18 protein-coding genes are annotated in these 24,824 nt (G+C 61.0%); 13 read left to right on the forward strand and 5 right to left on the reverse strand.

Annotation, left to right across the window (positions count from 1 at the left end; translation table 11 throughout):
• Positions 1 to 47 precede the first annotated feature (47 nt).
• The 5 genes from HBO23_RS02150 (at position 48) to HBO23_RS02170 (ending at position 5,836) form a co-directional block, all read left to right on the forward strand.
• The gene (locus tag HBO23_RS02150) at positions 48 to 797 is read left to right on the forward strand and encodes an SDR family NAD(P)-dependent oxidoreductase (RefSeq protein WP_170036344.1); all 750 of its coding nucleotides are present in this window, start codon (positions 48 to 50) and stop codon (positions 795 to 797) included.
• 13 nt (positions 798 to 810) lie between these two features.
• On the forward strand, positions 811 to 1,107 hold the full coding sequence (locus HBO23_RS02155) for a hypothetical protein (RefSeq protein ID WP_170036346.1): 297 nt from the start codon (positions 811 to 813) through the stop codon (positions 1,105 to 1,107).
• Entirely contained in the window at positions 1,104 to 2,078 is a 975-nt protein-coding gene (locus HBO23_RS02160) for a GTP-binding protein (protein WP_170036348.1), read from the forward strand. Before HBO23_RS02155 ends, HBO23_RS02160 begins: the two co-directional genes overlap by 4 nt.
• Positions 2,075 to 3,250, forward strand: coding sequence for a PotD/PotF family extracellular solute-binding protein (locus HBO23_RS02165; RefSeq protein ID WP_017136314.1), 1,176 nt, complete (start codon positions 2,075 to 2,077; stop codon positions 3,248 to 3,250). Before HBO23_RS02160 ends, HBO23_RS02165 begins: the two co-directional genes overlap by 4 nt.
• Before the next feature lie 249 nt (positions 3,251 to 3,499).
• A complete protein-coding gene (locus tag HBO23_RS02170) occupies positions 3,500 to 5,836 on the forward strand; it encodes a GGDEF domain-containing protein (RefSeq protein WP_099548492.1) in 2,337 nt (778 codons plus the stop codon).
• A gap of 163 nt (positions 5,837 to 5,999) precedes the next feature.
• On the opposite strand, the gene HBO23_RS02175 is transcribed toward HBO23_RS02170, so the two are convergent.
• Positions 6,000 to 8,417, reverse strand: coding sequence for a glucose/quinate/shikimate family membrane-bound PQQ-dependent dehydrogenase (locus tag HBO23_RS02175; protein WP_170036350.1), 2,418 nt, complete (start codon positions 8,415 to 8,417; stop codon positions 6,000 to 6,002).
• A 615-nt stretch (positions 8,418 to 9,032) separates the two neighbouring features.
• Complete coding sequence (locus HBO23_RS02180; protein WP_099548494.1) at positions 9,033 to 11,051, reverse strand: TonB-dependent receptor; 2,019 nt, start codon at positions 11,049 to 11,051, stop codon at positions 9,033 to 9,035.
• 204 nt (positions 11,052 to 11,255) lie between these two features.
• On the opposite strand from HBO23_RS02180, the gene HBO23_RS02185 reads away from it, so the two are divergent.
• Positions 11,256 to 11,489, forward strand: a complete 234-nt coding sequence (locus HBO23_RS02185; protein WP_010212838.1) for a VF530 family protein — start codon at positions 11,256 to 11,258, stop codon at positions 11,487 to 11,489.
• 4 nt (positions 11,490 to 11,493) lie between these two features.
• The gene (locus HBO23_RS02190; protein ID WP_170036352.1) at positions 11,494 to 12,120 is read left to right on the forward strand and encodes a Pr6Pr family membrane protein; all 627 of its coding nucleotides are present in this window, start codon (positions 11,494 to 11,496) and stop codon (positions 12,118 to 12,120) included.
• Positions 12,121 to 12,225: 105 nt separating this feature from the next.
• Here HBO23_RS02190 and HBO23_RS02195 read toward each other — a convergent pair whose 3' ends face one another.
• Both HBO23_RS02195 and HBO23_RS02200 read right to left on the reverse strand, forming a co-directional pair.
• Positions 12,226 to 12,993, reverse strand: a complete 768-nt coding sequence (locus HBO23_RS02195) for a siderophore-interacting protein (protein ID WP_169985302.1) — start codon at positions 12,991 to 12,993, stop codon at positions 12,226 to 12,228.
• Positions 12,990 to 13,499: a PadR family transcriptional regulator gene (locus tag HBO23_RS02200; RefSeq protein WP_017136320.1), complete on the reverse strand. Its 510-nt coding sequence runs from the start codon at positions 13,497 to 13,499 to the stop codon at positions 12,990 to 12,992. Before HBO23_RS02200 ends, HBO23_RS02195 begins: the two co-directional genes overlap by 4 nt.
• A gap of 483 nt (positions 13,500 to 13,982) precedes the next feature.
• Between HBO23_RS02200 and HBO23_RS02205 the strand changes: the two genes are divergently transcribed.
• The 5 genes from HBO23_RS02205 (at position 13,983) to HBO23_RS02225 (ending at position 19,691) form a co-directional block, all read left to right on the forward strand.
• Entirely contained in the window at positions 13,983 to 14,483 is a 501-nt protein-coding gene (locus HBO23_RS02205; RefSeq protein WP_170036354.1) for a CS1 type fimbrial major subunit, read from the forward strand.
• 114 nt (positions 14,484 to 14,597) lie between these two features.
• A complete protein-coding gene (locus HBO23_RS02210) occupies positions 14,598 to 17,120 on the forward strand; it encodes a CS1-pili formation C-terminal domain-containing protein (RefSeq protein ID WP_170036356.1) in 2,523 nt (840 codons plus the stop codon).
• Positions 17,121 to 17,139: 19 nt separating this feature from the next.
• The gene (locus HBO23_RS02215; protein WP_170036358.1) at positions 17,140 to 18,384 is read left to right on the forward strand and encodes a hypothetical protein; all 1,245 of its coding nucleotides are present in this window, start codon (positions 17,140 to 17,142) and stop codon (positions 18,382 to 18,384) included.
• A 60-nt stretch (positions 18,385 to 18,444) separates the two neighbouring features.
• Entirely contained in the window at positions 18,445 to 19,203 is a 759-nt protein-coding gene (locus tag HBO23_RS02220) for a molecular chaperone (protein WP_169985310.1), read from the forward strand.
• A 5-nt stretch (positions 19,204 to 19,208) separates the two neighbouring features.
• On the forward strand, positions 19,209 to 19,691 hold the full coding sequence (locus HBO23_RS02225; protein WP_017136325.1) for a CS1 type fimbrial major subunit: 483 nt from the start codon (positions 19,209 to 19,211) through the stop codon (positions 19,689 to 19,691).
• Between the two features lie 233 nt (positions 19,692 to 19,924).
• Here HBO23_RS02225 and HBO23_RS02230 read toward each other — a convergent pair whose 3' ends face one another.
• Entirely contained in the window at positions 19,925 to 23,020 is a 3,096-nt protein-coding gene (locus HBO23_RS02230) for a transglycosylase domain-containing protein (protein WP_170036360.1), read from the reverse strand.
• 380 nt (positions 23,021 to 23,400) lie between these two features.
• On the opposite strand from HBO23_RS02230, the gene HBO23_RS02235 reads away from it, so the two are divergent.
• Entirely contained in the window at positions 23,401 to 24,813 is a 1,413-nt protein-coding gene (locus HBO23_RS02235; protein WP_099548500.1) for an amino acid permease, read from the forward strand.
• The last annotated feature ends 11 nt before the right edge of the window (positions 24,814 to 24,824 follow it).

The following is a 24,824-nucleotide window of genomic DNA, read 5'->3' on the forward strand; positions in this document are numbered from 1 at the left end:
CAAGCCAGCTCCCACAGGAGACCGTGTTTGCCTTAGGAGATTTGTGTATGTCTCAATTGAACAACCGCCGCGCCGTGATCACCGGTGCCGGCAGCGGCATCGGTGCCGCCATCGCCCGTGCCTACGCCGCTGAAGGCGCACGCCTGCTGCTGGCCGACCGCAACGCCGTCAGCCTCGCTGAAACCGCGATCACCTGCCGCAACCTCGGCGCCGAGGTAGTCGAGTGCCTGGCCGATGTCGGCAGCGTTGAAGGCGCCCAGGCCAGTGTCGACCGCTGCGTCGAGCACTTCGGCGGCATCGATATTCTGGTCAACAATGCCGGCATGCTCACCCAGGCACGCTGCGTCGACCTTTCCATCGAGATGTGGAACGACATGCTGCGCGTCGACCTCACCAGTGTATTTGTCGCCAGTCAGCGCGCCTTGCCGCACATGCTGGCGCAGCGTTGGGGCCGCATCATTAATGTGGCCTCGCAACTGGGTATCAAGGGCGGCGCCGAGTTGACCCACTACGCCGCGGCCAAGGCTGGGGTGATCGGCTTCACCAAATCCCTGGCGCTGGAAGTGGCCAAGGACAACGTGCTGGTCAATGCCATTGCACCCGGCCCGATCGAGACGCCGTTGGTGGGCGGCATCAGCGAAGACTGGAAACGCGCCAAAGCTGCCGAGTTGCCCCTGGGCCGCTTTGGCCTGGCCGATGAAGTGGCGCCGACCGCTGTACTGCTTGCCAGCGAGCCGGGAGGCAACCTGTTTGTCGGCCAGACACTCGGCCCGAATTCCGGCGATGTCATGCCATGAGTGAGGTGTAGGCATGTGCGGACTCTGCGGCTTGCTCGGCGAAGACTTGCACTGGAGCGACCCCTTGGGCGATGAACTGCCCAGGCGCCGTGAGCGTCTGCGCCGCATTGCGGCGATCAATCAAGTGCTGGCGGTGTTCCGACTCAAGGTCGAAGACTTCCAGGGCGCGTCCTACCTGTTGTTGGGCGCGACCGGCAAACAGGCATTGGCCAGTGGCCTGGATCAACTGTGCCAGGCGGCGGAGACCATGCTCGGGCGCCCGCTGGACCCGCTGGACCCGCGTTTGCTCGATCATCTGGAGTCGTCATGAGCATCGCCCTTAATGTCATCACCGGCTTTCTCGGCAGCGGTAAAACCACCTTGCTCAAGCGTTTGCTGCAAGGCGAAAGCCTCGGTGATACGGCCCTCTTGATCAATGAATTCGGTGATATCGGCATCGACCATCTGTTGGTGGAAGAGGTCGCGCCAGACACCGTGTTGCTGCCCAGCGGCTGCGTGTGCTGCTCGATTCGCGGCGAGTTGAAAGACGCGCTGCTTGGCCTGTTGCAACGCCGTGAGCGCGGTGAGATCCCGGCGTTCAAGCGTGTGATCCTGGAAACCACCGGCCTGGCCGACCCGGCGCCGATCCTCGCCACCCTGAATAACGATGTGCAACTGCGTGGGCGTTTTCATATTGGCCTGGTGATCACCTTGGTGGATGCCAGCCACGCCCAATTGCAAGAGCGCCTGCACCCGGAGTGGCTGGCCCAGGTGGCGGCGGCGGATCGTTTGCTGCTGAGCAAAACCGACCTGGCCGGCGATTGCTCCGCGCTACGGGCGCACTTGCGGGCATTGAATGCCGGCACGCCAATCCTCGATACCCATGCGGTTCACAGCGGCGACCAACTGTTGCTCGGTGAGGGGTTGCGCAGCGCCGAGCCCGCGGTTGAAGTCAGCCGCTGGCAACTGCACCACACCACCACGGCGAGCCACGGCGCTGCCCAAGTCTGCTGCCTGACCTTTGAGCAGCCGCTGGATTGGGTGGGCTTCGGGGTGTGGTTGTCGATGCTGTTAAGATGCCACGGCGAACGAATCCTTCGCGTCAAAGGACTGCTTAACGTGAACGCAAGCTCGGCCCCCATTGTTATCCATGGCGTGCAGCATTGCCTGCATGCTCCGGTGCATTTGCCTGCATGGCCAGGCACCGACCGCCAGTCACGCCTGGTGTTTATCCTGCGCGGTCTCGACCCGGCGTTGTTGCAGCGCTCCTTTGACGTGTTCTCACGGCGGTTCGCGGCATGATCACATTGCGTGTCCTCGGTACTTCCGTGACCTTGCTGGAATGCCTGCGCGTGCGCGCCGAGCAAGAGCTGGGCATTCGCCTGGTGTACCAGGTACACGATGTGGAGCAGGCCCAGCGCATTGCGGTGATGCAACCCGAGAGTTACGACCTGTACGACCAGTGGTTTCACAACGTCGACTTCGTATGGCCGGCGCGGGCGATCCAGCCCATCGACACACGGCGTATTGCGTTGTGGCATGAGATCAATGACCTGCCCAAGCGCGGCCGGCTGTCGGCCAGCGACCGCCTGGGCAGCGGCAGCGTGCCCAGTGAGCGCCTGTTCGTGCAGCACGACGGCAGCCTCGGCAGCACGGTGACCGAGCGCATCAGCATGCTGCCGCTGACCCACAACGCCGATAGTTTTGCCTACCGCCCCGAGCGTTTGCCCGATGGCTTCAGCCACGGCAATGAAAGCTGGGGCTGGCTGCTCGACCCGGCCTGGCGCGCGCGTACCGCGTTGCAAAGTGACGCGGCGATTGGCGCGCTGGATGCCGCGCTGGCCGTGCAAGGCGCGGGGCTGGCGCAGTTCAAGGACATCGGCAATATGAGCATCGAAGAGATCGATGTGCTGGCCGACATCCTGGTGCGCAAGCAGAAGGAAGGGCACTTCGCCGCGTTCTGGTCCGATGATGAAGAAGCCGCGCAGTTGATGCTCAGCCCAAGCATCGATATCCAGAGCCTGTGGTCGCCGACCTTGATGCGCCTGCACCGTGCGGGGGTGAAGTACCGGTTGGCGGTGCCGCGTGAAGGCTATCGCGCCTGGTTTGGCGGCTTGTCGTTGTCACGCCATGCCCAAGGCCCGGTGTTGGATGCGGCGTATGCCTATCTCAATTGGTGGTTGTCCGGCTGGCCGGGCGCGGTGATGGCGCGCCAGGGTTACTACATCGGCAACCCGGCGCGCACCCGCGACCATTTGAGCAGCGCCGAGTGGGATTACTGGTACGCGGGCCTTCCGGCCCGCGAGGAGTTGCCGGGCAGCGATGGGTTGCCGTTGATCGACATCGGTGACGTGCGCGATGGCGGTTCCTACGAGCAACGCATGGGGCATATCGCGGTGTGGAACTCGGTGATGGATGAGCACAACTACCTGGTGCGCCGTTGGGGGGACTTTATGCGCGCGCGCAGCATTTAAGCCGGATATTTCCCACGCTCCGCGCGGGAGTGCCGCCCCGGACGCTACGCACGCCTTTACCGCCAATAAAATGACATTAAAGTCCCCGCTCCAATTGGGTGTACTTATCCCAAGTCCCAGCTAATCTGCTAAAACCAAATATTCAGTTTAAATGGATGTTTTTTTGACGCCAGATCAGCTTCGTCAGGGATGCGTATGACCAAGGAACCCAGTGGCACAGAGAGGCGAACGCGGCCGCAGGGTTCGGCCATGCAGTGGCGCCACACGTTCCAGACCCGTATCGCCGGGGTGCTGGCGCTGTTGTTGCTGGTGGTGGTGGCGGCCACTTACTTTGCGGTCAAGGCTGCTACCACTCGTGCCGTGGAGAACCAGGCCCAGGTTCAGCTCAGTACCGGCATCCAGGTCTTTGAGCGCCTGTTGGACCTGCGCGGGCGTCGCCTGCAATACGGCCTGGACTGGCTGACGGCGGACGGCCCTTTCAAACACGCAGTGATCGACGCCAAGGCTGATTCGATCCTGACTGCGCTGCGCCGGCATGGCACCGGTATCCACTCCACCGAGGTGTTTGTCCTCGACCTGGATGGCAAGGTGATGATCAGCACCTTGCCGGTGTTGGTACAGGGCGCGGTGTTTCCTTATGAGCAGGCCTTGCGCCATGCGCGGCGCAGTGGCCAGCAAATGTTCATCGTCGCCATGGACGGGCAGCCGTATTTGCTGGTGCAGGATGAAGTACTCGACCCGGAGCCCATTGCCCGCGTGGTCATGGGTTTCCCCATGGACAAGTTGTTCGCCAATGAATTGCGCTCCATGAGCAACCTTGAAGTGTCGTTCCTTGGTGAGCAGGACGGCCTTGTCGGCCAGTTGTTCAGCACCCAGCCTGAAGCCTATCAAGACACCGTCATCAGCCTGATGCGCGAAAGCCCTCCCAACCCTGAGGCGCAGATCAATGTGTTTCACGGGCAACGTGCACTGAGCCAGGTGCTGCCGCTGGCCAATACCGGCGATGGCGATCAAGTACGCGTGTTGCTGCAAAGCCCGCTGGACCATGCGCTGGAATCCTTTGCGCCGCTGGACCGGCAGTTCCTCGGGATTGCCCTGGCGGTGCTGCTGGTGTCATTGGCGGCGGCGTTGTTGCTGGCGCGCCGTGTGTCGCGCCCGCTCACTGCCTTGGTGGAGGCCGCTGAACGCATTGGCGCCGGTGACTACCGCACGCCAGTGCGGGTGCGCAGTCATGACGAATTCGGCTTGCTGGCCCGTGCCTTCAACGCCATGCAAAGCGGCATCGCCGTGCGCGAGCGGCAACTGGCGCATAACGCCTTGCATGATCCGCTCACCGGCTTACCCAACCGCGCCTTGGCCATGGAGCGCCTGGGCAGTGCGATCAGTGCGCGGCGGCCAGTGGTGTTGCTGTACGTGGGGATCGAAAACTACCGGGTGATCAACGAAGGGTTTGGCCCTCAGGGCGTCGAAGAAATGCTGCGTGAAGCCAGCCGGTGTTTGTCCATGAGCCTGTTGGCCAGCGACACCGCGGCGCGCATCGCTGGCAGTGAGTTCCTGCTGTTGCTGGAAAACACCGAGATCGACCGCGCCGTGGCCCGCGCCGATCGCCTTTACGGGCTGCTTACCGAACCCCAGCGTATCGGCAATGACGAAGTGCGCCATGAAGTCAGCATCGGCATCGCCGCGTACCCCACCGACGGCCAACAGGTCGAAGAGTTGATCAGCCGCGCGGCCATTGCCCGGCATGATGCGGCGAGCCTGCCGGGGCATTTGCAGATCTACCAGCAAGACCGCGACCTTGCACACCAGCGCCAGATCACCCTGATCCGCGACCTGCGCCGGGCGGTGGTCGAGGGCGAATTGTTCCTGTGTTACCAGCCCAAGCTCGACCTCAGGCACGGCCATGTGCGTCAGGCAGAAGCCTTGCTGCGCTGGCAGCATCCGACCCTTGGGCAGGTGTCGCCCACCGAATTCATTCCATTGGCCGAGCGCACCGGCAGCATGGGCAGCCTGACCTTGTGGGCAATCGAGGAAGCCATCCGCCAAATGGCCGAGTGGGCGCAACGGGGTTTGCACCTGCAACTCTCGGTCAATATCTCGGTGGATGATTTGGCTGATGATGACTTGGCCATACGCGTCACCGCCTTGTTGATGCAGTACAAGGTCTCGGCCGACCAACTGATTTTCGAGATCACCGAAAGCGCGATCATGCATAACCCGCAACAGGCCCTCAGTGTGCTGGAACAACTGCGTGGCTGCGGCATCAGCCTGTCGGTGGATGACTTCGGCACAGGCTATTCATCGCTGGCGCAATTGCAGCGTTTGCCGGTGCAGGAATTGAAGATCGACCAGTCGTTTATCCGCAACCTCGACAGCGCCAGTGGCGACGGTGTGATCGTGCGTTCGACCATTGAAATGAGCCACAACCTGGGGCTCAAGGTGGTGGCAGAGGGTGTGGAGTTTGAGCCCAGCTTGAAGTTGCTCAGGCAGTGGAAGTGCGACACGGCGCAGGGGTACTTGATCAGTCGGCCGTTGAATGCCATGGCATTTGAAATGTGGATGCGGCGCGAGCGGATGGTGTTGTAAATCGTGATCTCCAGGCATTCCTGTGGGAGCTGGCTTGCCTGCGATGGCGGTTGGGCAGACGACCTGAGTGTTGAAGCCGTGCTCGGTCAAAATGGTTTCCAGCAGGGCATAAAAAAGGCGGCTACCCATCAGGTAGCCGCCTTTGTTTTACCGCCGGTTCAGCTTAATCCGGCAATTTGAACGCCATCACATAGTCACCCTGTTTGGTGCCCAGCGAGCCGTGACCGCCGGCCATGACCAGCACGTACTGCTTGCCGTCCTTGCCGGTGTAAGTCATCGGTGTGGTCTGCGCGCCTGCAGGCAGGCGGCCTTCCCACAGTTGCTTGCCGTTTTTCACGTCATAGGCACGCAGGTACTGGTCGAGGGTGCCGCTGAGGAACGCGACGCCACCGGCGGTGGTGAACGTACCGCCCAGGCTAGGCACGCCCATGGTCAGCGGGATCGGAACCGGCGAGCTGTCGCGCACGGTGCCGTTCTTGTGCATCCAGATGGTCTGGTGGTTGGTCAGATCGACCGCCGCCACATAACCCCACGCTGGCGCCTGGCACGGCAGGCCTAAAGGCGACAGCAGCGCTTCGAGGATCACGCCATACGGCGCGCCTTTGTTCGGCTGCACACCTTCGGTTTCGCTGACGCGTGGGCCTTGCTTGGCAATGTCGGCCGCCGGGATCAGTTTCGATTTGAACGCCATGTAGCTCGGGTTCACGAAAGCGATCTGGCGAACCGGGTCAACCGAGATGCCGCCCCAATCGAACACGCCGAAGTTACCCGGGTAAACGATCGAGCCTTGCAGCGAAGGCGGGGTGAATGGGCCGTCGTAGCGCATGGATTTGAAATCGATACGGCACAGCATCTGGTCAAACGGGGTCACGCCCCACATGTCGCGTTCTTTCAGCGGCGGCGGCATGAAGTTGAGGTCGGACTTCGGCTGGGTCGGCGAGGTGTGATCACCGGCCACTGCGCCTTGCGGTACAGGGATTTCGTTGATCGGCACCACCGGCTTGCCGTTGCTGCGGTCCAGCACGTAGATGCTGCCTTGCTTGGTCGAGGCCATGACTGCTGGCTTGACGCCGTCAGCGGTCTTGATGTCGATCAGCGAAGGCTGGCCGCCCACGTCCATGTCCCACAGGTCATGGTGAGTGAACTGGAAGGTCCACTTCACGTGGCCGCTGTCGATGTCCAGAGCGGTCAGGCCGGCGCTGTATTTTTCCGAGTCTTCGGTACGGTCGCCGCCGTATTGGTCAGGCATCTGGTTGCCCATCGGCAGGTAGAGCATGCCGAGTTTTTCATCGACGCTGAACATGGACCACATGTTCGGCGAGTTGCGGGTGTAAGTCTTGCCCTCGGCCAACGGCGTGGTGTCGTCCGGGTTGCCGCTGTCCCAGTTCCACACCAGTTTGCCGGTGTGTACGTCGAACGCGCGGATCACGCCGCTAGGCTCGTCGGTGGAGACGTTGTCGGTCACGTGACCGCCGATCACGACCAGGTTCTTGGTCACGGCCGGTGGCGAGGTGGAGTAGTAACCGCCTGGAGCGAAGCTGCCGATGTTGGCACGCAGGTCGACCTGGCCTTTGTCACCGAAGTCTTCGCACATCTTGCCGGTGTCGGCGTCGAGCGCGATCAGACGGGTGTCGGCAGTCGGCACGAAGATGCGTTTAGGGCAGACAGCGCTGACAGGTGCAGTGCTGGCGCTGCCGGTAGGGCTTTGCGCGGAAGCGTAGACGGCGTCATCGTGATACGACACGCCACGGCAGGTCATGTGCGCCCAACCTTTGAAGTTCGCGGCACCCTGGCTGCTGATCTTCGGGTCGAAACGCCAGATTTCCTTGCCGGTGTCCGGGTCCAGGGCAATCACCTGGCTGTGCGGCGTGCACACATAGAGCATGCCGTTGACTTTCAGCGGGGTGTTTTCTGCGGTGGTTTCACCGGGATCGCCTGGGCCAGGGATGTCACCGGTGCGATAGGTCCACGCCGGCACCAGCTTGTGGGCGTTTTCCGGGGTGATCTGCGCCAGAGGCGAGTAACGATCACCGAAGGCCGAGCGGCCATAGGAATTCCAGTCGCCATCAGCCTGGGCCGGTGCAGCGCTGGCCATGCCAGGCGCGGCGTCGCGGTCCAGTTGGCCGGTCTTGACCATCTCACCCGGGTTGGTGAATTGGCTGGCCAGGGCCGCAGCGCCCGCCAGCACCACGGCTACGCTCAGCGCGCCAGTGCCCAGCGGCGCAGGTTGGCCACGCAGCAACGGACGGCGAAACCACGGCAGCAGCAGGACGATGCCCAAGGCGAACAGCAGGGCCAGGCGCGGCACCAATTGCCACCAGTCCAGGCCGACTTCCCACAGTGCCCACACGGTACTGGCGAACAGCACCAGTGCGTACAGGCCCAGCGCTGCGCGGCGGGTGGCCAGCAGCAACACGCCGGTGAGGGCGATGCCGATACCGGCCAGCAGGTAGTACAGCGACCCGCCGAGCATGCTCAGCTTGACGCCGCCAGCCAGCAAGGCCAGCCCCATGATCAGCAGCAAGACGCCTAGCAGCCTGGGCAGCAGGCGGCTTGGGCTTGAAGCACCATCAGTGCTCATAGTGTGTTTCTCCGTGACGTTGGAATTATGTAACCCCGTGCTTCACTGTAGATGACGATTCGGCGCGGGCTTGGTTCAGCGTTAAATTGGGTTTTTCTGGGGATAAGTCGGTTATCCACAGGCGGGCGATTGAACCCCACGCGCGGGTCGGTTTAAGACAGCGCTGTCTTTAAGGCAGGGAATATTCGGCAAGATGGGATCGACCGCAGGCGTGAAACGTTTCAGTTTGTTGCGGCAAGGATAAAGCGCCTTCTCATTTTGAGAAAGCGTAATTAGAGAGATGCATCATTTCAGATCTGGTAACAGTGACAGAACGTCGCTGCAGGAATGCCTGTAAAGCCTGGCTTCTGTGGGAGCTGGCTTGCCTGCGATAGCAGTTGTGGCGAGCAGGCTTGTCCTGCGTTGGGGCGCGAAGCGGCCCCGGTAAAGGCACTGTAACTTTCCTGAAGGAACTCAGCGTCTGGGTCTGGGGGCTGCTTCGCAACCCAACGCAGGACAAGCCTGCTCGCCACAGGAGAAATTGGCAGCCTTAAAAAGTGTGTAGATACCTATGGCTATCGCGGGCAAGCCCGGCTCCCACAGAAGCCGGCTGCCACAGGGGATTTGTGCTGCTGTTTAGAAGGTGGTGCGCACGCCGAACTGTACGCTGCGCCCAGGCGCCGGGGCGATATCGCGCAGGATCGAACTGGCATAGCGCACGGTCTGGTTGGTGAGGTTTTCGCCATTGACGAACGCCAACCACTGGCTGCCACCCACATTGAAGTGATAACCGGCGCTGGCGCCCAAGGTGGTGTAGCCGTCGGTGCCGCTTTCGTTATCCGGCACACGCCCTTGGCCCGCTGCGTGTTCCACGTCGATCCGCGCCTGCCAGCGGTCCAGTTCCCACAGTAAGCCGCTGTTCAAGCGCAGAGGCGCAATACGCGGCAAGGCTTCGCCCGTGTCCAGGTTGGTGGCGCGGGTGTAATCGCCCGACAGCTCCAGGGCGAACTTGCCGTAGGCGCTTTCGCCCAACTTCCAGTGATCCTGGGCTTCGAAGCCGGCGAAACGTGCGCGCACACCGGAATATTTGTATTCCGGGATACCGCCCGCGTCTTCTTCGCCTTCATCGTTCAGCGTGCGCCCTGTGCCCAGCAAGCCGATGTAGTTGGAGAAGCGGCTGTAGAACACGCCGAAACTGCCTTTGTGCGTGCCGTTGTCAAAGCGCAGTGCCAGGTCGCTGGACACGGCTTTCTCTTTCTTCAGGTTGGCGTCACCCAACTCGTAAGTGCCGGTGGCGACGTGGGCGCCGTTGGCGTACAGCTCGTAGAAAGTCGGTGCGCGCTCGGTGTAGCCCAGTGTCGCGGCCAGCGACCAGACCGGCGTGAGGCTGTATACCGCGCCGGACGACAGGCTGCCGGCGGTAAAGTCATTGGATTTATCGGCACCGGCAAAGCGCGCATTACCCTTGGCATTCGGGTCGACATTGGTGTGTTCCACACGCCCGCCAAGGCTGAGCTTGAGACGCTCGGTGGCCTGCATCTCTTCGAGAATAAACAGCGCGCCGGCGTTGGTGTCGGTCTGCGGTACAAAGGCCTCTTCACCCAGTGCCGAGAACTCATTGCGCGTCACTTGGGCGCCGACCACACCCTCGAACGGGCCGAGCGGCTGGTGGCGCGCTTCAACGCGGGCTTCATAGCCCTTGTTCTTGAAAATGGTGCCGGTTTCGCCGCCTTCGATTTCACGGTGCTCGTAATCGGTGTAGCCCGCGTCAAGTTTCACCGAGCTAAACGGGCCTTGCAGGTTGCGGATCTCGGACGCAAAGGCGTAGTGATCCTGCTTCATGCGGATGCGCACATCTTGCTCGGCGGGTGAACCGTAGTTGCTGTCATAGTTGCTGTAGGACAGCCCGGCATAACCGTCGTCCCAAGTGTAGGAACCGCCGACCGCGCCGCCATCCTGACGCCCGTCGCTGTTGCCCAGTCGACCATTTTTGCCGGGGCCATCCTCGGTCTCCGGGGCATGGCGGCTGCGGGCCTGGCCTGGGATTTTGAGGTCGTTGAATTCCCGCGCGTTCGCGTCCAGGTGCAAGGCGAAGGTGCCGTTGCCGGCTTCCAGTTTACCGGCGCTGCTGCGGGTGGTGTCGGCGCCGCCGTAGCGCAGTTCACCGGCACCGTGGATGCCTTCGATGGCTTCTGTGGGAATGCGGTTGTCGAAGGTGTTGACCACACCACCGATGGCGCTGCCGCCGTAGAGCAAGGCTGCCGGGCCACGTACGATTTCGATGCGGTCGACGTTGATCGGGTCCAGGGGCACGGCGTGGTCATAGGACAGCGACGAGGCATCCAGTGCACCCACGCCGTTGCGCAGGATGCGAATGCGGTCGCCATCCTGGCCACGAATGATCGGGCGGCTGGCGCCTGGGCCAAAGTACGACGACGACACGCCTGGCTGCTTATTCAGGGTTTCGCCGAGGCTGCCTTTTTGTTGCAGGGTCAGGTCATCGCCTTCCAGCACCGTGGTGGGCGAGGCGAGTTGTTCGCTGCCCAAGGGGTTGCCGGTAATGACTTGGGGTTGCAGTTCCAGGGCGTGGGCTTCGGAGCCGATCAACAGGGCGGCGGCAAGCGGGGTCAAGCGCCACAGAGTAGAGAGGGACATCAAACATTCCTTGGTAAAAGGCACAGAAAAGAGAAGGCTTAAAACGGTATCGATCTTGATAAGTATCGTTACAATATAACATCACTTTTTTGCCTGAAAAGGGGAACTTTTTTCCAGGGGCTATATTCAATGCAGTGCTTCCACCTCTACGCCCCGTCGGCTAAGGTGCGCGGCTGTGTTTCCTCTTTTTGCAAAAGGCCTGGCATGACCGCGACAAGCAACGACCCACTTCACGGCGTGACCCTGCAGCACGTGCTCACCACTTTGGTGGAACACTACGAATGGAGCGGTCTGGCCGAACGCATTGATGTGCGCTGTTTCAAGAGCGACCCCAGCATCAAGTCGAGCCTGACCTTCCTGCGCAAAACGCCGTGGGCGCGGGAGAAAGTCGAAGGTTTGTACGTCAAGCTGATGCGTACCAAACGCCCGCTGGATTGAGGCCATGAAGCGGTATGTGGCCACGGCGGCGCTGGCTGGCTGGACAGGGCTGGCGATTCAGCAATACTTGATTTTCTATTCGCGCTGGGAGGCCGGCGCGAGCCTGTTGGGCGGGCTGATCAACTTTTTCAGTTTCTTCACGGTGCTGACCAACACCCTGGTGGTCGTGGTGTTGAGCTATGCGCTGGTCAATCGCGAGTCGGCGGCAAAACGTTTCTTCCTGGCGCCCGCTGTCAGTAGCGGTATTGCCGCGAGCATCGTGGTCGTGAGCCTGGCCTACAACCTGTTGCTCCGACATTTGTGGAGCCCCACCGGCTTTCAATTTATCGCCGACGAGTTGTTGCACGACGTGATGCCGCTGCTGTTCGTGATCTATTGGTGGCGGTGTGTGCCCAAGGGCACGTTGCACTTCAAGCACATTGGCGGGTGGGTGATTTACCCGCTGGTGTACTTCGGCTATGTGCTGCTGCGCGGGCATTTGCTGGGGCAGTATCAGTACCCGTTCATCGATGTGGACAGCCTCGGTTATCCACAGGTGTTTGTGAATGCCGGGGGGATTTTGGCGGGGTTTGTTGGGATTGCGTTGGCGGTGGTGGGGTTGGACAAAATCTTGAAGACACCGGCGAACTAATGTGGGAGCTGGCTTGCCTGCGATTCAGGCACCTCGGTACATCAGGTACACCGAGTTGCTGTCATCGCAGGCAAGCCAGCTCCCACAGTTGAATCGCGTCAGTTTTTATTCTTCTTCGCTGCCCTCGGCACGCCAGTAACCCACGGCCTTGAGGAACTCCTCATTGACCTGGTGCGTGTCCAGCAACACGCGGCGCAGCTGGCGCGACAGTTTGGTTTCCGTCGCGACAAAGCTGTACAGCGAACCGCCCGGCAGGGTCAGGTTGCGCACCGTCTCCAGCAGGTCGTCGTGGCCGCGCACCACCCAAATCACCTCTACATCGGCAGCGCTGTTCAGTGGCTGCTGTTCGGCGCTATTGGCGATTTCAATCACCGTCAACACCTTGCGCCCGGCCGGCAATTCTTCCAGGCGACGGGCGATGGCCGGGATCGCGGTTTCATCACCAATCAGCAAATAGCTGTCGAAGATGTCCGGCACGATCATCGAGCCGCGCGGCCCGCCGATGTACAGGTGCTGGCCAACCTGCACCTGTTCGGCCCAGGTAGAGGCTGGGCCATCGCCGTGCAGCACGAAGTCGATATCCAGCTCGCCGATGCTCAGGTCGAAGCGCCGTGGCGTGTAGTCGCGCATGGCCGGTTGCGGGCCGTCGCCCTTGATGTTGAAGGTCGGGCTTTCCAGCGCAGCCTGCTCGGCGGCGTTTTGCGGGAACAGCAGTTTGATGTGGTCGTCACTGCCCAGGCTGATAAAACCGGCCAGCTCCGGCCCGCCCAAGGTGACGCGGCGCATGCGTGGGGTGATGTCGACCACCCGCAGCACTTGCAGGCGGCGGCGTTTGATTTCGTGGGTAACGCGATGGATAGCTTGAGTATTCATTGGTTTTTCCCGTCGGCAATGGCTTGAGCGGTGCCGTTGAGCAGCGCCGCGACACGAACGATTTCTTCCGGGCTCCAGCGCCCGTGGTGCGAATGCAAGGCGTGGCGCAGGTTATGCACCGCCTCGTGAATCTCGGGTGGGCGGTCGTGGCCACGCAGCGAGCGCTTGCTGACATCAATGCGCATGCGCACGCCTTCCAGGGCAACGGCTTGCTCGCTTAAGAAGAGACGACCGGCGTCGGTGATTGTGTAGCGTTTTTTTCCATTCTCGGCGTCGCCGCTGATCAACTCGCTCTCTTCCAGAAAGGTCAGCGTGGGGTAGATCACTCCGGGGCTGGGGCTGTAGGCGCCGTCGAACAGGCTTTCGATCTGGCGGATCAGGTCATAGCCATGGCAGGGCTGCTCGGCGATCAAGGCCGGTAGCAGCAGTTTCAGGTCGCCAGGGGCAAATACCCGAGGGCCGCGGCCGCCGCGTTTTTCAAATTCACTGCGATGCTCGTGTCGCATGGTCTGTCCTCCGTCCTATTTAGATATAACTTAAGATATATCTTATGGTGACGGTAGCCCGAGACGACCAACGGTCGTGAGCAGCGTCAAGCCGCTCACGTTCGAGGGGCATGGACGATAAAAGTATTTAGAGTTATAACTTTAATTAGAGTTTGTGCTCGAACAGGCGCGTTAACAGGTTGCTCTTTATAGCAGCGCTTGTGCGTGTAGTATTGCTCTTACAGCCCCTTCCCGTTATGACACTTATGTTCAAGTAGGCTGATTCTTACGACTATTTTTAAAGTTTTGGCAAAGTGCCATACTTTTCGTTCGCCCCTTGTTTCTAAAGGCTACTAGGCCGTGGGAAGCGACCTGCATACCGGTTGTTGATTTGAATTGATCATTGCTTGGCGTTGTGCGGTTCAACTAACCGTCTGCGTTATTCGTTGTTGAGAAGTTGCTTGGCGACGAATCAATCAATGTTGATAACTACAGGTATTGATCATGTTCAAGAAGTTTGCTGTCGCTGTTCCCCTGGCTGTTCTGGCACTGTCTTCCTCGGTAACAGCTACTGCTGCCGGTGAAGCCCGCCACACCGTCAATGTCCAGGCAAACATCCCGACCACCGTGTTCCACGCACAACCGCGTGATCCGAACTGGGGTCGTGACGAAACCATGACCTACAACCTGGTCAGCGGTGAGCTTGCTTCGTTGAGGGCCACCTACGACGTCAAGAACACCAACGGTTCGGTTGCTGCCTACATCGAAGGTGGCCCGGCCGTACTGTTCAACGGTGATGCCGCGCAAAACATCCCGGTCACCACCACCTTCAATGGTGTGATCTTGAGCGGCAGCCCTCAGGAAGTGGTCAACGAAGCCGACTCCACCCCGGGTATAGGGGCGGAAATGCACATCGCCGCGGCCAAGCCTACGGCCACTCAGCGTGGCTCCTACACAACCACGATCCCGGTAGTGTTCGACGCGGTACTGCCAGTCACCCCATAAGGCCAATGCGTGCTCGTTAACCACGGGCATCTGCTTGCAGGTCGGCTGACTTCCCTCCTCGGTCCGCCGGCCTGATTTTCTCTCCAGTCTTCTGGCATTCAGAGTGTTCCGTTCATGTTTCCGATGACGCCTATCGCGGCTGCGCTAGCGCTGCTGATGTGTACGAGTGCCCTGGCTGCACCTGCTTCTTCCGGTGCTTCAACCCCCGGCAGTCTGATTACTCAGGCGCAAGGCTTGCCCGCTGGTTTTACTGATCATTTTTTCGAGGTGCCGTTGGCGGTACGTGTGGACCTTGACCAGCAACTGTTGGGCGAGGCGCTGATTGTTTTGTCCCGCGATGACCGTGTCACCTTGCTTGAATTTACCGACACCGCCGACAGCAAAGTCCCGGCCGCCACCCGCGACACCTGGCAAGCGCTGCTGGAGAAAGGCGTGTCATTGGGTGCTTGTACCCAGTCCTGCCCGCAGAAAATGCTCTCGGCCTTCTACAACCTGGAAAGCTCCCAGCTGTCGATCCTCACCCAAGACGTCGAACTGAGTGGCGACATCCCGCGTTTCCATGAGCAGCCCGAAGGTGGCAGCCTCGGCTTGATCATCAACAACCAGCTCAACCTTAATGGCAGCCAAGAGGACAGCCTCGGCGGACGCTATGGTTTGCAAGCCAGTTCCAGTCTGGGTAACTGGAGTCAGGTGTTCAACCTGCAGCTGGCGCGCCAGAGCGGCGATGACGAGCCCATGCGCCATGCGATCCATGAGCTGTATACCCAGCGAGAACTCGAAGGGCAGTTTTTCCGCCTGGGCCACTTCACCCCCAATTCCGATGGCCTGACCCGCCAACTGCGCAGCTTCGGCGCCAGCCCCGATACGGCGCTGGGCCTGATGTATGGCAGCTCCGACAGCCTGGCCATCAACAACGCCAAGCCCAGCGTGTACCCGATCTATGTCACCGCCAACCGCCAGGCGGCGGTGGAGATTTACCGTAATGGCCTGTTGATTAACACCCAGGCCGTTGCGGCCGGCCTGCAAACCCTGGACACCCGGCCCTTGCCCGGCGGCATCTATGAAGTGGAAGTGCGCCTTATCGAAGACGGCCTGACCACCAGCACCACCCAGGAGCTGGTCTACAAACCCAGCAACTGGCGCAACGCCGAAGACCGCTGGCGCTATAACCTTTTCGCCGGGCGCGAGACCAAGTTGTTCAGCAACTGGGAAGAACAAGCTTCCGGCGCGGTGACGGCCGGTGCGTCGCTCAACTATCTGGTACACCCGCGCGTGATCCTCGGCCTGTCGGCCCGTCAGGTGCGCGAGCAGCTGCAATACGGCGGCTCGGCGGACTGGACGGTGGCCAACAATACCAGCCTGTATGCCAACCTCTACCAGACCCAGGAACACGGCACCGGCATGGACCTGCAAGGGCTCTATACCCTGGGCGCGACCAACCTGGTGTTCAGCCATAACCGCAGTTGGCTCGACACCCGCGACACCTATGAGACTATGCCCGATGGCACACGCCTGCGGCGCAACACCTTCGTCGGTGAAGCCAGCAACACGGCGTTGTCGGTCAACCACCGGCTGGATGCGAAAAACACCCTGAACATGCGCCTGTCCCACAGCGAAGGCAATGTGGAGGGGACCGGCGTCGACCTGGGTTGGAGCCGCCACGACAACCTGTTCGGCAGTGACGCCAACTGGCGCTTCTCAGTGTTCGACCGGCCCGGCAGCGCCGGCACCAACGACGCGCGCAACCGCGGCGTGGACGTGAGCGTCAGCGTCAACCTGGGCACCGAAGGCCGGCAGATTTCCGGCAGCATCGGCACCCGTACTGCCCGTGACGGTGGGCGCGACAACAACGCTTCGGTGACTTTGCGCCAGGACCTCACCGACCACTTGCTGCAAAGCGTCTCGGCCACGGCGATCACCGACACCTACGGCGTCGGCCTGTCGGGCATGGCCAGCTTCAATACGGACGCGGTCAGCGGTGACGGGTTTGTGCAACGCAGCTCGTTCAACGGCGACCTGAGCGGTGGCTTGAACCTCAACAGCACCTTCGTTGCCGGCGCCGGCCAGATGCTGCTGAGCAGCCAGTACCAGGGCAACGGTGCGGGCATGATCATCGACGTGGAAACCGACCTCGACGAAATCGCCCTGCGTGCCGACGACCTCGGCGGTGGCGGCGCGATCTTGCGGCCGGGGCGCAACTACGTGCCGGTCTCAGCCTACAAGAGCAGCAGCGTGAGCTTCGACTTTGAAGGTAATCACCCGCCTGCGGCGAATATCCAGCCGACCCGCGCCAGTTATCACCTGAACAAGGGCGGGGTCGACTACCGGAAAATCACCGTGATGAAAACCGTCACCGTGCTCGGCCGGTTGTTGGATGAGCGTGGTGCACCGCTCAAGGGCCATCACGTGATCAACCACGCCAGCCGTGGGGTCAGCGAAGTCGACGGGTTTTTCTCGATGGAAATGAGCGCCAGTTCACCGACCTTGCAAGTGCGCTACCAGAACCAATTGCTCTGTCAGTTCCGCCTGGACCCTGCCAATGCGCCGAGTGAGAGCGATGTGTTGATGATCGGCGATTTGCGCTGCACCAAGGACACCCTGGCAGAAGCAACCCACAACGCCGAAACCGCTGGTTGATGGCATGGACTGGATTTTTATGAACGTGAAAAACGTAACGAGAACCAGCTTGAAGCAGTGTGCGTTCGCGCTGGCGCTGGTCAGCATGAGCCTGCCTGCGCACGCGCTGGTGCAGAACATCACGGCGGTGTTTCGTCCTGACCCGTCGAACCCGATGGTGAATAAATTCGAAAACACCACGCCCCACAGTGGCGTCTGCGCGTGGCACGTACCGGCCAGGTGCGAGGCGTTGAATACCTTCAGTATCCGTCATGCGGCATTCAGGGCCGAGTCGGTAGAGCCGATCGAAGCCAACCATGAAGACCCTCGAAAAGGCGCCTATTTCAAAGTGCCTTCATCTTGGCGTGATGTACAGGTGGTCCATGTCGGTACGGGTGAGGTTGAAACCGTACAAATGCGCATTGCGGGTATTGGTACGCGTTGGGATGTGCCGCGTCCGCCTGGCGTCAGCGGGTGGGCTAACGGAGGAACCGGTTGGACCTACTATTGGAGTAACGGTGCGCCTCCTTGCCAGGGGGTTAACTATTTGGCGGCATCCGCCAGTTACGCACTGTTTTTCTGGATCGTCCCGGAGGGCGTGGGGGCTTGTACGGTAAACCCGGGCACCACTTTTGCGCGTTTGACCTACAGCCACTTGGAGTACGGCTACGAACTTAAAACCCCCAACCCGCTAGGCATGGCCAGCGGCGAATACCGCGGCTCCCTGACTTACAGCATCGGGCCGGGCGGGGATTTTGATTTCGGTGACGTGATGGCGTCCACCGAAAGCGCCCTGACGTTCAATTTTCAATTGGCTGTAGAGCATGAGCTCAAGGTCGATCTCCCACCGGGCGGCAACCGCATCGAGTTGCTACCCGAAGGCGGCTGGCAAGCCTGGCTTAACCGTGGGCGCCAACCGGCGCGGTTGTTCCGTGACCAGACCTTTGTCATTTCCGCCAGTGGGCGTTTCAAGATGCAGCTCGAATGCAGCCTTGCGGTGGGCAACACCTGTGGCTTGCGCAACGGCGCGGGGGATCAGGTGCCGTTGCAGGTTGCTGTCAGCCTGCCCTTTGGCTTGCAGAACCAGGCCGGGCAGGCGGTCAACAAGCAGCCCTTGCGCCTGGATGGCGTGGGCACCGAGTTGTTCCAGCCTGCGTTTTACGTGAACAACCGTGCTGGAACGCTGCACTTCGAAGTCGAAAAAGACCAGGTCAAGGACATGCTCGAACAGCCGGGCAGCACCTATTCGGGTGTGGTCACGGTGATCTGGGATTCGGAAGTCTGAGCGGATATTTGCCGCACGCCGGCCGCTGGGCTGGGTTCAATCAATAAGGCGTAATCAAACATGAAACATGCAGTGTTATCAGTGGGGCTGTGGCTGGTGTCTTTGGCGGTTCATGCGGGACCTGCTATCAACGTCGGCGTGGTCTACGACTACCTGGAAGGCGACCGCAGTTCTTACCTCAAGCGTGTCTACAACGGCGGCACCAGTACCGCGTTTATCAAAGTCAATGTGCTGGAGATCGTCTACAACGCCGACGGCACGTCCAGGGAAGTGCCCGTCGCGTCGATGACCGACGCCAAAGGCAGCACCACCAACCGCGACGGCCTGATGGCCAGCCCGGCTCGTCTGATCGTACCGGCCGGCGGGCGTCAGGGCACTCGGTTGCTGTACATGGGCCAGCGAGACAAGGAGCGCTATTTCCGTGTGCGTTTCATCCCGGTGGTACCGGAAAAGGAAGATGACTTTGCTGTCACCGATGCCGAACGCGCCGAATACAAGGACGCCCTGGCCGCCGGAGTCAACGTCATGGCCGGGTACGGCACGGTGTTCTTCGTGCGCCCGCAAGACACCCGTTTTGATACCCGGATCAGCGAAACCGCCAGCCAATACACCATGCGTAATGCCGGCAACAGCGTGGTGGTGCTCGATGAGTTCCGCGATTGTTCGGTGACGAAAAAGACCGAATGTGAGGCCACCACCAAGCACCACATCCTGCCTGGCCGCCAGTTGGTGCTGGAGAAAAAGCCGGAGCGTCAGTTCAACTTCCAGCTGATCGAAGGTCGCAACAAAAAAACGATGACGGTCAACAGTAACGGGTGATGACAATGTTCAAGCAACTGACGGTACTGGCTGTGCTGATGGCGCCTGTGTTGGCGGGTGACCAGGCGCAGGCATTTCAGGAGCGCCACAGTTTTGATGTATCGGTGACCATCCCGATCCATGAGGCCTATGTGCTGCCTTCCGAGTCCGATTGGATGGGCCAGGACCAAGTGCTGCCCTGGGACCTTGCGACAGCCCGGCTGGGCCGTCTGCGCAAGAACTTTGATGTGAAAAACATCAACGGCGGCGTGGCGGCGCGCCTCGGTGACACGCCTTATCTGTTGAGTGGCCGCAACCGTATCGATTTGCAGGTGTTGTTCAACCGGGTGCCGCTGACCCTCGATTCAACCCTGGTGATCAGCGCCGATGAAGCCCGCTCGGGCCGTCGCGCTGAACTGGAAATCACCGCCGTTGAACCGGAAGACGGCTACAAGGGCGGCGAGTATTACGGCACGGTACACCTGCTGTTTGATTTTCCGGCGCCTTGAGACATGCACTTTGCCGTTCGCGAAATCGGCGGCACAGGCAAGTTATAAGTTGCCTGGCCCACCGCTTTCGCAGCCTCGCTAAAGCTCGACAGCTCCCACAGGGGATCAGTGTTGCCAGCGCTAAAAATTAAATGTGGGAGCTGGCTTGCCTGCGATAGCAATAGTGAATTCACCACCGCCATCGCAGGCAAGCCAGCTCCCGCACAAACCCCATTTCACCCCAGGCGCTTCGGTCATGCCCCGTGGCACAGCAGGGTGCCGCTGCCTTGCAAGTACGGGGTCAAAATCGGCGCCATGCCTTTGAGCACCTGCACCGGCAGTGCCGAAGTGAACTTGAAGTTTTGCGCCGAACTGCCTGGCACAAAGGCGGTTAGGGTGCCGAAGTAGCGCTCGCCGATGTAGAACACGAACGTGGCGGTGCGGTTGATCGCTTTGGAGCTGATCACTCGGCCGCCGGCGCCCATCGCTTCGATGCGGTTGTCGCCGGTGCCGGTCTTGCCGCCCATGGCCATCGGCGTACCGTCGGCCTGCACGAAACTGCCGGAAACACGCTTGGCCGTGCCCGCGTCCACCACTTGCGATAACGCGCCGCGCAGCGCGGTAGCGACCTCGGACGGCATCACTCGTTTACCCGCATCGGACGTGTTGACCACGCGGGTTTCGTACGGCGTATCGGCGGCAAAGTGGAGACTGTCGATGCGCAGCACTTTGCCGCGCACGCCGTCGTTGAGGATGATGCCCATCAGTTCGGCGAGCGCGGCGGGGCGATCGCCCGAGCTGCCAATCGCGGTGGCCAGCGACGGCACCAAGTGGTCGAACGGGTAACCCACCGCCTGCCAGCGCTGGTGAATATCCAGGAACGCCTCGACCTCCAGTATGGTGCGAATACGACTGTCGCGCGCGCTTTGGTGACGGCTCTTGAACAGCCAGCTGTAGACCTCCTGGCGTTCAAATTGGCTGGCCTTGACCACTTCGCTGAAGGTCGCGTCGGGGTGGTTGAGCAGGTAACCGAGCAACCACAGGTCCAGTGGGTGGACCTTGGCGATGTAGCCCTGGTCGGGCAAATCATAGCGGCCCGGGCCGTAGTCGGTGTACAGGCGTTGCAGGCGTTCGTCGGTGAGTTTGTCGCTGGTTTTGGCATTCACCAGATGTGAACGCACGAAGCGATTGAAGGTGTCCTGGTCAGCCTCGGGGAACAGGTAGCGATGCACAGCCGCCATACGGATCGCCGTGGGGTGCAGCCCGTCAAGAAAGGTCTCAAGGCGCGCCTGGGTGTCTTTTTTCTGGTACTTCTTCCAGAACTTGAGCAGGAAGGTGGTGCCTTCGCGATCAGCGAATTGGGCCAGGTACTCTTGGCGCCGTGGGTCGTTATCATCCTTGAGCAATTGCGCACTGTTGTTGGGGCCTGCGTAAGTAATGTAGCGTTCCAGGTCGCGCATCAGCCGGATAAATGGCAGGTTGATCGACTCGCGCAAGGCGTCTCGCAGCGACGGGCTGCGGCCATTGTCCTGGTTGCGGAAGTTGTGGAAGTGGTGCATGCCGCCGCCGGTGAAAAAACCTTCGTTGGGGTTGGCCGAGTAAGTCCGGTCGAGGGCGGCATCGAGCATGTTGGCCAGGGACTTATCGGGATTCTGGATCAGGTAATCGACCGCCCACCGGCTGATGCGGTCCTGCTCGGCAATCTCGGTTTTTTTCAACGCGGCGGGTGTTTGCGCCGCGTAGCGATCATGCAGCTCGCTGATGATCTGCAGGTAAGTGGTGAGCACTCGCAGCTTGGCCGTGGAGCCCAGCTCCAGCTTGCTGCCCTCATTGATGTCGAAGGGCTGATCAGTGTTGTCGGTTTGCACGCGCACCCGCGAGCCGTCCGGGGTCAGTTCGAACAGGGTGAAGCTGTAGCGCACCTGGGGCGTGCTGGCGGGCGTGAGCAGGCGCTCGCCGAGCAGGCCCATTTTGCCGGCGAAGGCGGGGTCGGCCAGTTGCTTGAGGTAGTCGGTGGCCTGGCTTTGCAGCTCGGCTTGCAGGGTGCTGGTGGCCGACAGGTCCAGGCGGTCGAGGTCGTACAGCGGCCGGTTGAGCAGGGCGGCGAGACGGCTGCGGGCAACGCTGATGCCCTTGTTGGTGTCGATGGGCTGCACGGTCGGCTGTTGCTGCCAGTCGCGGTAAGTGACGTGGGATGCCAGGGCGGCCTTGAGCAACGGCGGGTCGATCACGGCGTTCTGCGCCAGCAGGCGCAGGTGGCTGTCGGTGAGTTGCGCCAGTTCATCGCGGCCGTTGGCCAGGTAATGAGACGGCCGGCGCTGAGCGATCATCAGCGACAGCACCTGGCGCAAAGCCAGGCCACGTTGCGCCACATGGACCGCATCATTTTCAGTGCCGTTAAGGGCCAGGTTCACCTGCTTGAAGTCAGCGCCGTACCACACGCGCAAACCCTCGGCCATGCCATGCACTTCGCCATGCCCCGGCACGGCGGACAGCGGCACGCTGTTGAGGTAGTCGCGCACGATATTCTGGCGTGCCACCTGGGTGTCAGGCCCAGGCTGGTAGGCGCGCACACCGGCGGACAGCATCTGGCGCAGTTTTTCACTGCCGGACAAGGTCAGGCCGTCGGGCGAATGCCGATATTTTTCCAGCTGGGTGGCCAGGGTACTGCCGCCGGCACTTTGACCGGGCAGGTGCAATACCTTTGCGACTTGCGACCAGGCCGCCATGGCAAAGCGCGGCCAGTCCACCGCCGGGTTGGCCTGGGGCTGGGCGGGGTCGAGCAGGTCACGGTTCTCGATGAACAACAGGCTGTGGACCACCAGCGGCGGGATGGCGGCAAAACTTGAGTACAGCTGCTGCGGGTACTCGAACTGGTACAGGGGCAAGGCGCGACAGTCGGTGATCGAAAGGCCGGCCTGGATTTTCTCCGGGTAAGGCACGAAGAGACCGTGGCCGGCGTAGCTCATTAGCGCTGGCGAAAACTGCACCTGGGACTGGATCACATAACCGCGCTTGAGCAGGCGCGGCAAAAAGGTGCCGAGGTCGCTGTAGCCCAAGCGGCGATCGAACGGGCCGGCGCCGGGGTAAACCATTGCCTGGCTGGGGCCGGGTTCCAGCCGGTAGGTGAGGTCGTGGGCCAGCCGGCTCAGTTGCCGGGCTTGCAGTGCGGATGTGCGTATCTCTTTGGCGGCGGTGAACCCCAGCGCAATCACCACCATCAACACAATCAGCCAGAACAGGCGACGTATGTAACGGGGCCTGGGTTTATTTTTGGGTAAAGGCGCTGGGTCCGAACTGCCTTGTAATTGCGCAGCCTTGGTCGATTCGGTTTGCCACAGTGCGCCCATAGTCGATTGATCCTGCACGCAGATTGATCGGACTTGCCTGAAGCTTAGTCGCTGGGCGACAGGTGTGAGGGAATTGTGGTTGGGTAGTCGGAATCTTCTTGGATGGCGTGTGAATGCAGGGTGGGTTGCGACGTTTTGTCGCTCAGTGCAGGTAATATGCTCCTGTAAAGTGGCTTTTTAGCCGGGTCTTTCACTGAATTGCATGGTTTTTATAGTGAAAGACCCTGGTCCCGGCTTTTTATACTGCACGTCCCGCTGATCTTGCCCGGCAAGAAGGGCCCGTCCATGAGGCGGCCCCGGTTTCAACAAGGGCACAGGCTTACCGGCCTGGCCCCGGAAACTCGACGGACAATCCAATAACAAAATGAGGTTGTTTCCCTATGCCTGTCGGCAAACCACTGCCCCCTGGCGAGACCGCTCAAGGCGGCCCGCTCAAACGTGAACTGGGTGAACGACACATCCGTTTGATGGCGCTCGGCGCCTGTATCGGTGTCGGCCTGTTCCTCGGTTCGGCCAAGGCCATCGAGATGGCCGGCCCGGCAATCATGCTCTCCTACATCATCGGCGGCCTGGCCATTCTGGTGATCATGCGCGCCCTTGGTGAGATGGCCGTGCACAACCCGGTAGCCGGCTCGTTCAGCCGTTATGCCCAGGATTACCTCGGCCCGTTGGCGGGCTTTCTCACAGGTTGGAACTATTGGTTCCTGTGGCTGGTGACCTGTGTCGCGGAAATCACCGCCGTGGCGGTGTACATGGGTGTCTGGTTCCCCGACACGCCGCGCTGGATCTGGGCCCTGGCGGCGCTGATCAGCATGGGCACGATCAACCTGATCGCCGTCAAAGCCTTTGGTGAGTTCGAGTTCTGGTTTGCGCTGATCAAGATCGTCACGATTATTGCCATGGTGATCGGCGGCGTCGGCATCATTGCATTCGGCTTCGGTAACGACGGTGTGGCCTTGGGTATTTCCAACCTGTGGGCTCACGGCGGCTTCATGCCCAATGGCGTGCAGGGCGTGTTGATGTCCTTGCAGATGGTGATGTTCGCCTACCTGGGCGTCGAGATGATCGGCCTCACCGCCGGTGAAGCACGCAACCCGCAGAAGACTATTCCAAGCGCCATCGGCTCGGTGTTCTGGCGCATCCTGCTGTTCTACGTCGGTGCGCTGTTCGTGATCCTGTCGATCTACCCGTGGAACGAAATCGGCACCCAGGGCAGCCCGTTCGTGATGACCTTTGAACGTTTGGGCATCAAGACCGCCGCAGGCATCATCAATTTCGTGGTGATCACCGCCGCACTGTCGTCCTGCAACGGCGGCATCTTCAGCACCGGGCGCATGCTCTACAGCCTGGCGCAGAACGGCCAGGCGCCGGCGACTTTCGGCACCACCTCCAGCAATGGCGTACCGCGCAAGGCGCTGCTGCTGTCGATCTTTGCCTTGCTGCTGGGCGTGTTGCTCAACTACCTGGTACCTGACCAGGTGTTCGTATGGGTGACCTCCATCGCCACCTTCGGCGCGATCTGGACCTGGCTGATGATCCTGCTGGCCCAGCTCAAGTTCCGCAAAGGCCTGAGCCCGGCCGAAGCGGCGGGCCTCAAGTACCGCATGTGGCTGTACCCGGTCAGTTCCTACCTGGCGCTGGCGTTCCTGGTGCTGGTGGTGGGCCTGATGGCGTACTTCCCGGATACGCGGGTGGCGCTGTATGTGGGGCCTGCGTTCCTGGTGCTGCTGACCGTGCTGTATTACGTGTTCAAGTTGCAGCCGACCAATGCGGCGGCACGCTCCGTAGCCTGACGGCCTGGCGC

Source organism: Pseudomonas sp. WS 5532, from assembly GCF_012985445.1.
GTDB classification, from domain to species: Bacteria; Pseudomonadota; Gammaproteobacteria; order Pseudomonadales; family Pseudomonadaceae; genus Aquipseudomonas; species Aquipseudomonas edaphica.

What these genes read in the sequence shown, in the direction of transcription:
- HBO23_RS02205 (WP_170036354.1), top strand. Translation starts at nt 13,983, where the DNA reads ATGTTCAAGAAGTTTGCTGTCGCTGTTCCCCTGGCTGTTCTGGCACTG.
- HBO23_RS02190 (WP_170036352.1), top strand. Translation starts at nt 11,494, where the DNA reads ATGAAGCGGTATGTGGCCACGGCGGCGCTGGCTGGCTGGACAGGGCTG.
- HBO23_RS02175 (WP_170036350.1), bottom strand. Translation starts at nt 8,417, where the DNA reads ATGAGCACTGATGGTGCTTCAAGCCCAAGCCGCCTGCTGCCCAGGCTG.
- HBO23_RS02165 (WP_017136314.1), top strand. Translation starts at nt 2,075, where the DNA reads ATGATCACATTGCGTGTCCTCGGTACTTCCGTGACCTTGCTGGAATGC.
- HBO23_RS02230 (WP_170036360.1), bottom strand. Translation starts at nt 23,020, where the DNA reads ATGGGCGCACTGTGGCAAACCGAATCGACCAAGGCTGCGCAATTACAA.
- HBO23_RS02180 (WP_099548494.1), bottom strand. Translation starts at nt 11,051, where the DNA reads ATGTCCCTCTCTACTCTGTGGCGCTTGACCCCGCTTGCCGCCGCCCTG.
- HBO23_RS02215 (WP_170036358.1), top strand. Translation starts at nt 17,140, where the DNA reads ATGAACGTGAAAAACGTAACGAGAACCAGCTTGAAGCAGTGTGCGTTC.
- HBO23_RS02210 (WP_170036356.1), top strand. Translation starts at nt 14,598, where the DNA reads ATGTTTCCGATGACGCCTATCGCGGCTGCGCTAGCGCTGCTGATGTGT.
- HBO23_RS02220 (WP_169985310.1), top strand. Translation starts at nt 18,445, where the DNA reads ATGAAACATGCAGTGTTATCAGTGGGGCTGTGGCTGGTGTCTTTGGCG.
- HBO23_RS02160 (WP_170036348.1), top strand. Translation starts at nt 1,104, where the DNA reads ATGAGCATCGCCCTTAATGTCATCACCGGCTTTCTCGGCAGCGGTAAA.
- HBO23_RS02235 (WP_099548500.1), top strand. Translation starts at nt 23,401, where the DNA reads ATGCCTGTCGGCAAACCACTGCCCCCTGGCGAGACCGCTCAAGGCGGC.
- HBO23_RS02195 (WP_169985302.1), bottom strand. Translation starts at nt 12,993, where the DNA reads ATGAATACTCAAGCTATCCATCGCGTTACCCACGAAATCAAACGCCGC.
- HBO23_RS02185 (WP_010212838.1), top strand. Translation starts at nt 11,256, where the DNA reads ATGACCGCGACAAGCAACGACCCACTTCACGGCGTGACCCTGCAGCAC.
- HBO23_RS02170 (WP_099548492.1), top strand. Translation starts at nt 3,500, where the DNA reads ATGCAGTGGCGCCACACGTTCCAGACCCGTATCGCCGGGGTGCTGGCG.
- HBO23_RS02155 (WP_170036346.1), top strand. Translation starts at nt 811, where the DNA reads ATGTGCGGACTCTGCGGCTTGCTCGGCGAAGACTTGCACTGGAGCGAC.
- HBO23_RS02200 (WP_017136320.1), bottom strand. Translation starts at nt 13,499, where the DNA reads ATGCGACACGAGCATCGCAGTGAATTTGAAAAACGCGGCGGCCGCGGC.
- HBO23_RS02150 (WP_170036344.1), top strand. Translation starts at nt 48, where the DNA reads ATGTCTCAATTGAACAACCGCCGCGCCGTGATCACCGGTGCCGGCAGC.
- HBO23_RS02225 (WP_017136325.1), top strand. Translation starts at nt 19,209, where the DNA reads ATGTTCAAGCAACTGACGGTACTGGCTGTGCTGATGGCGCCTGTGTTG.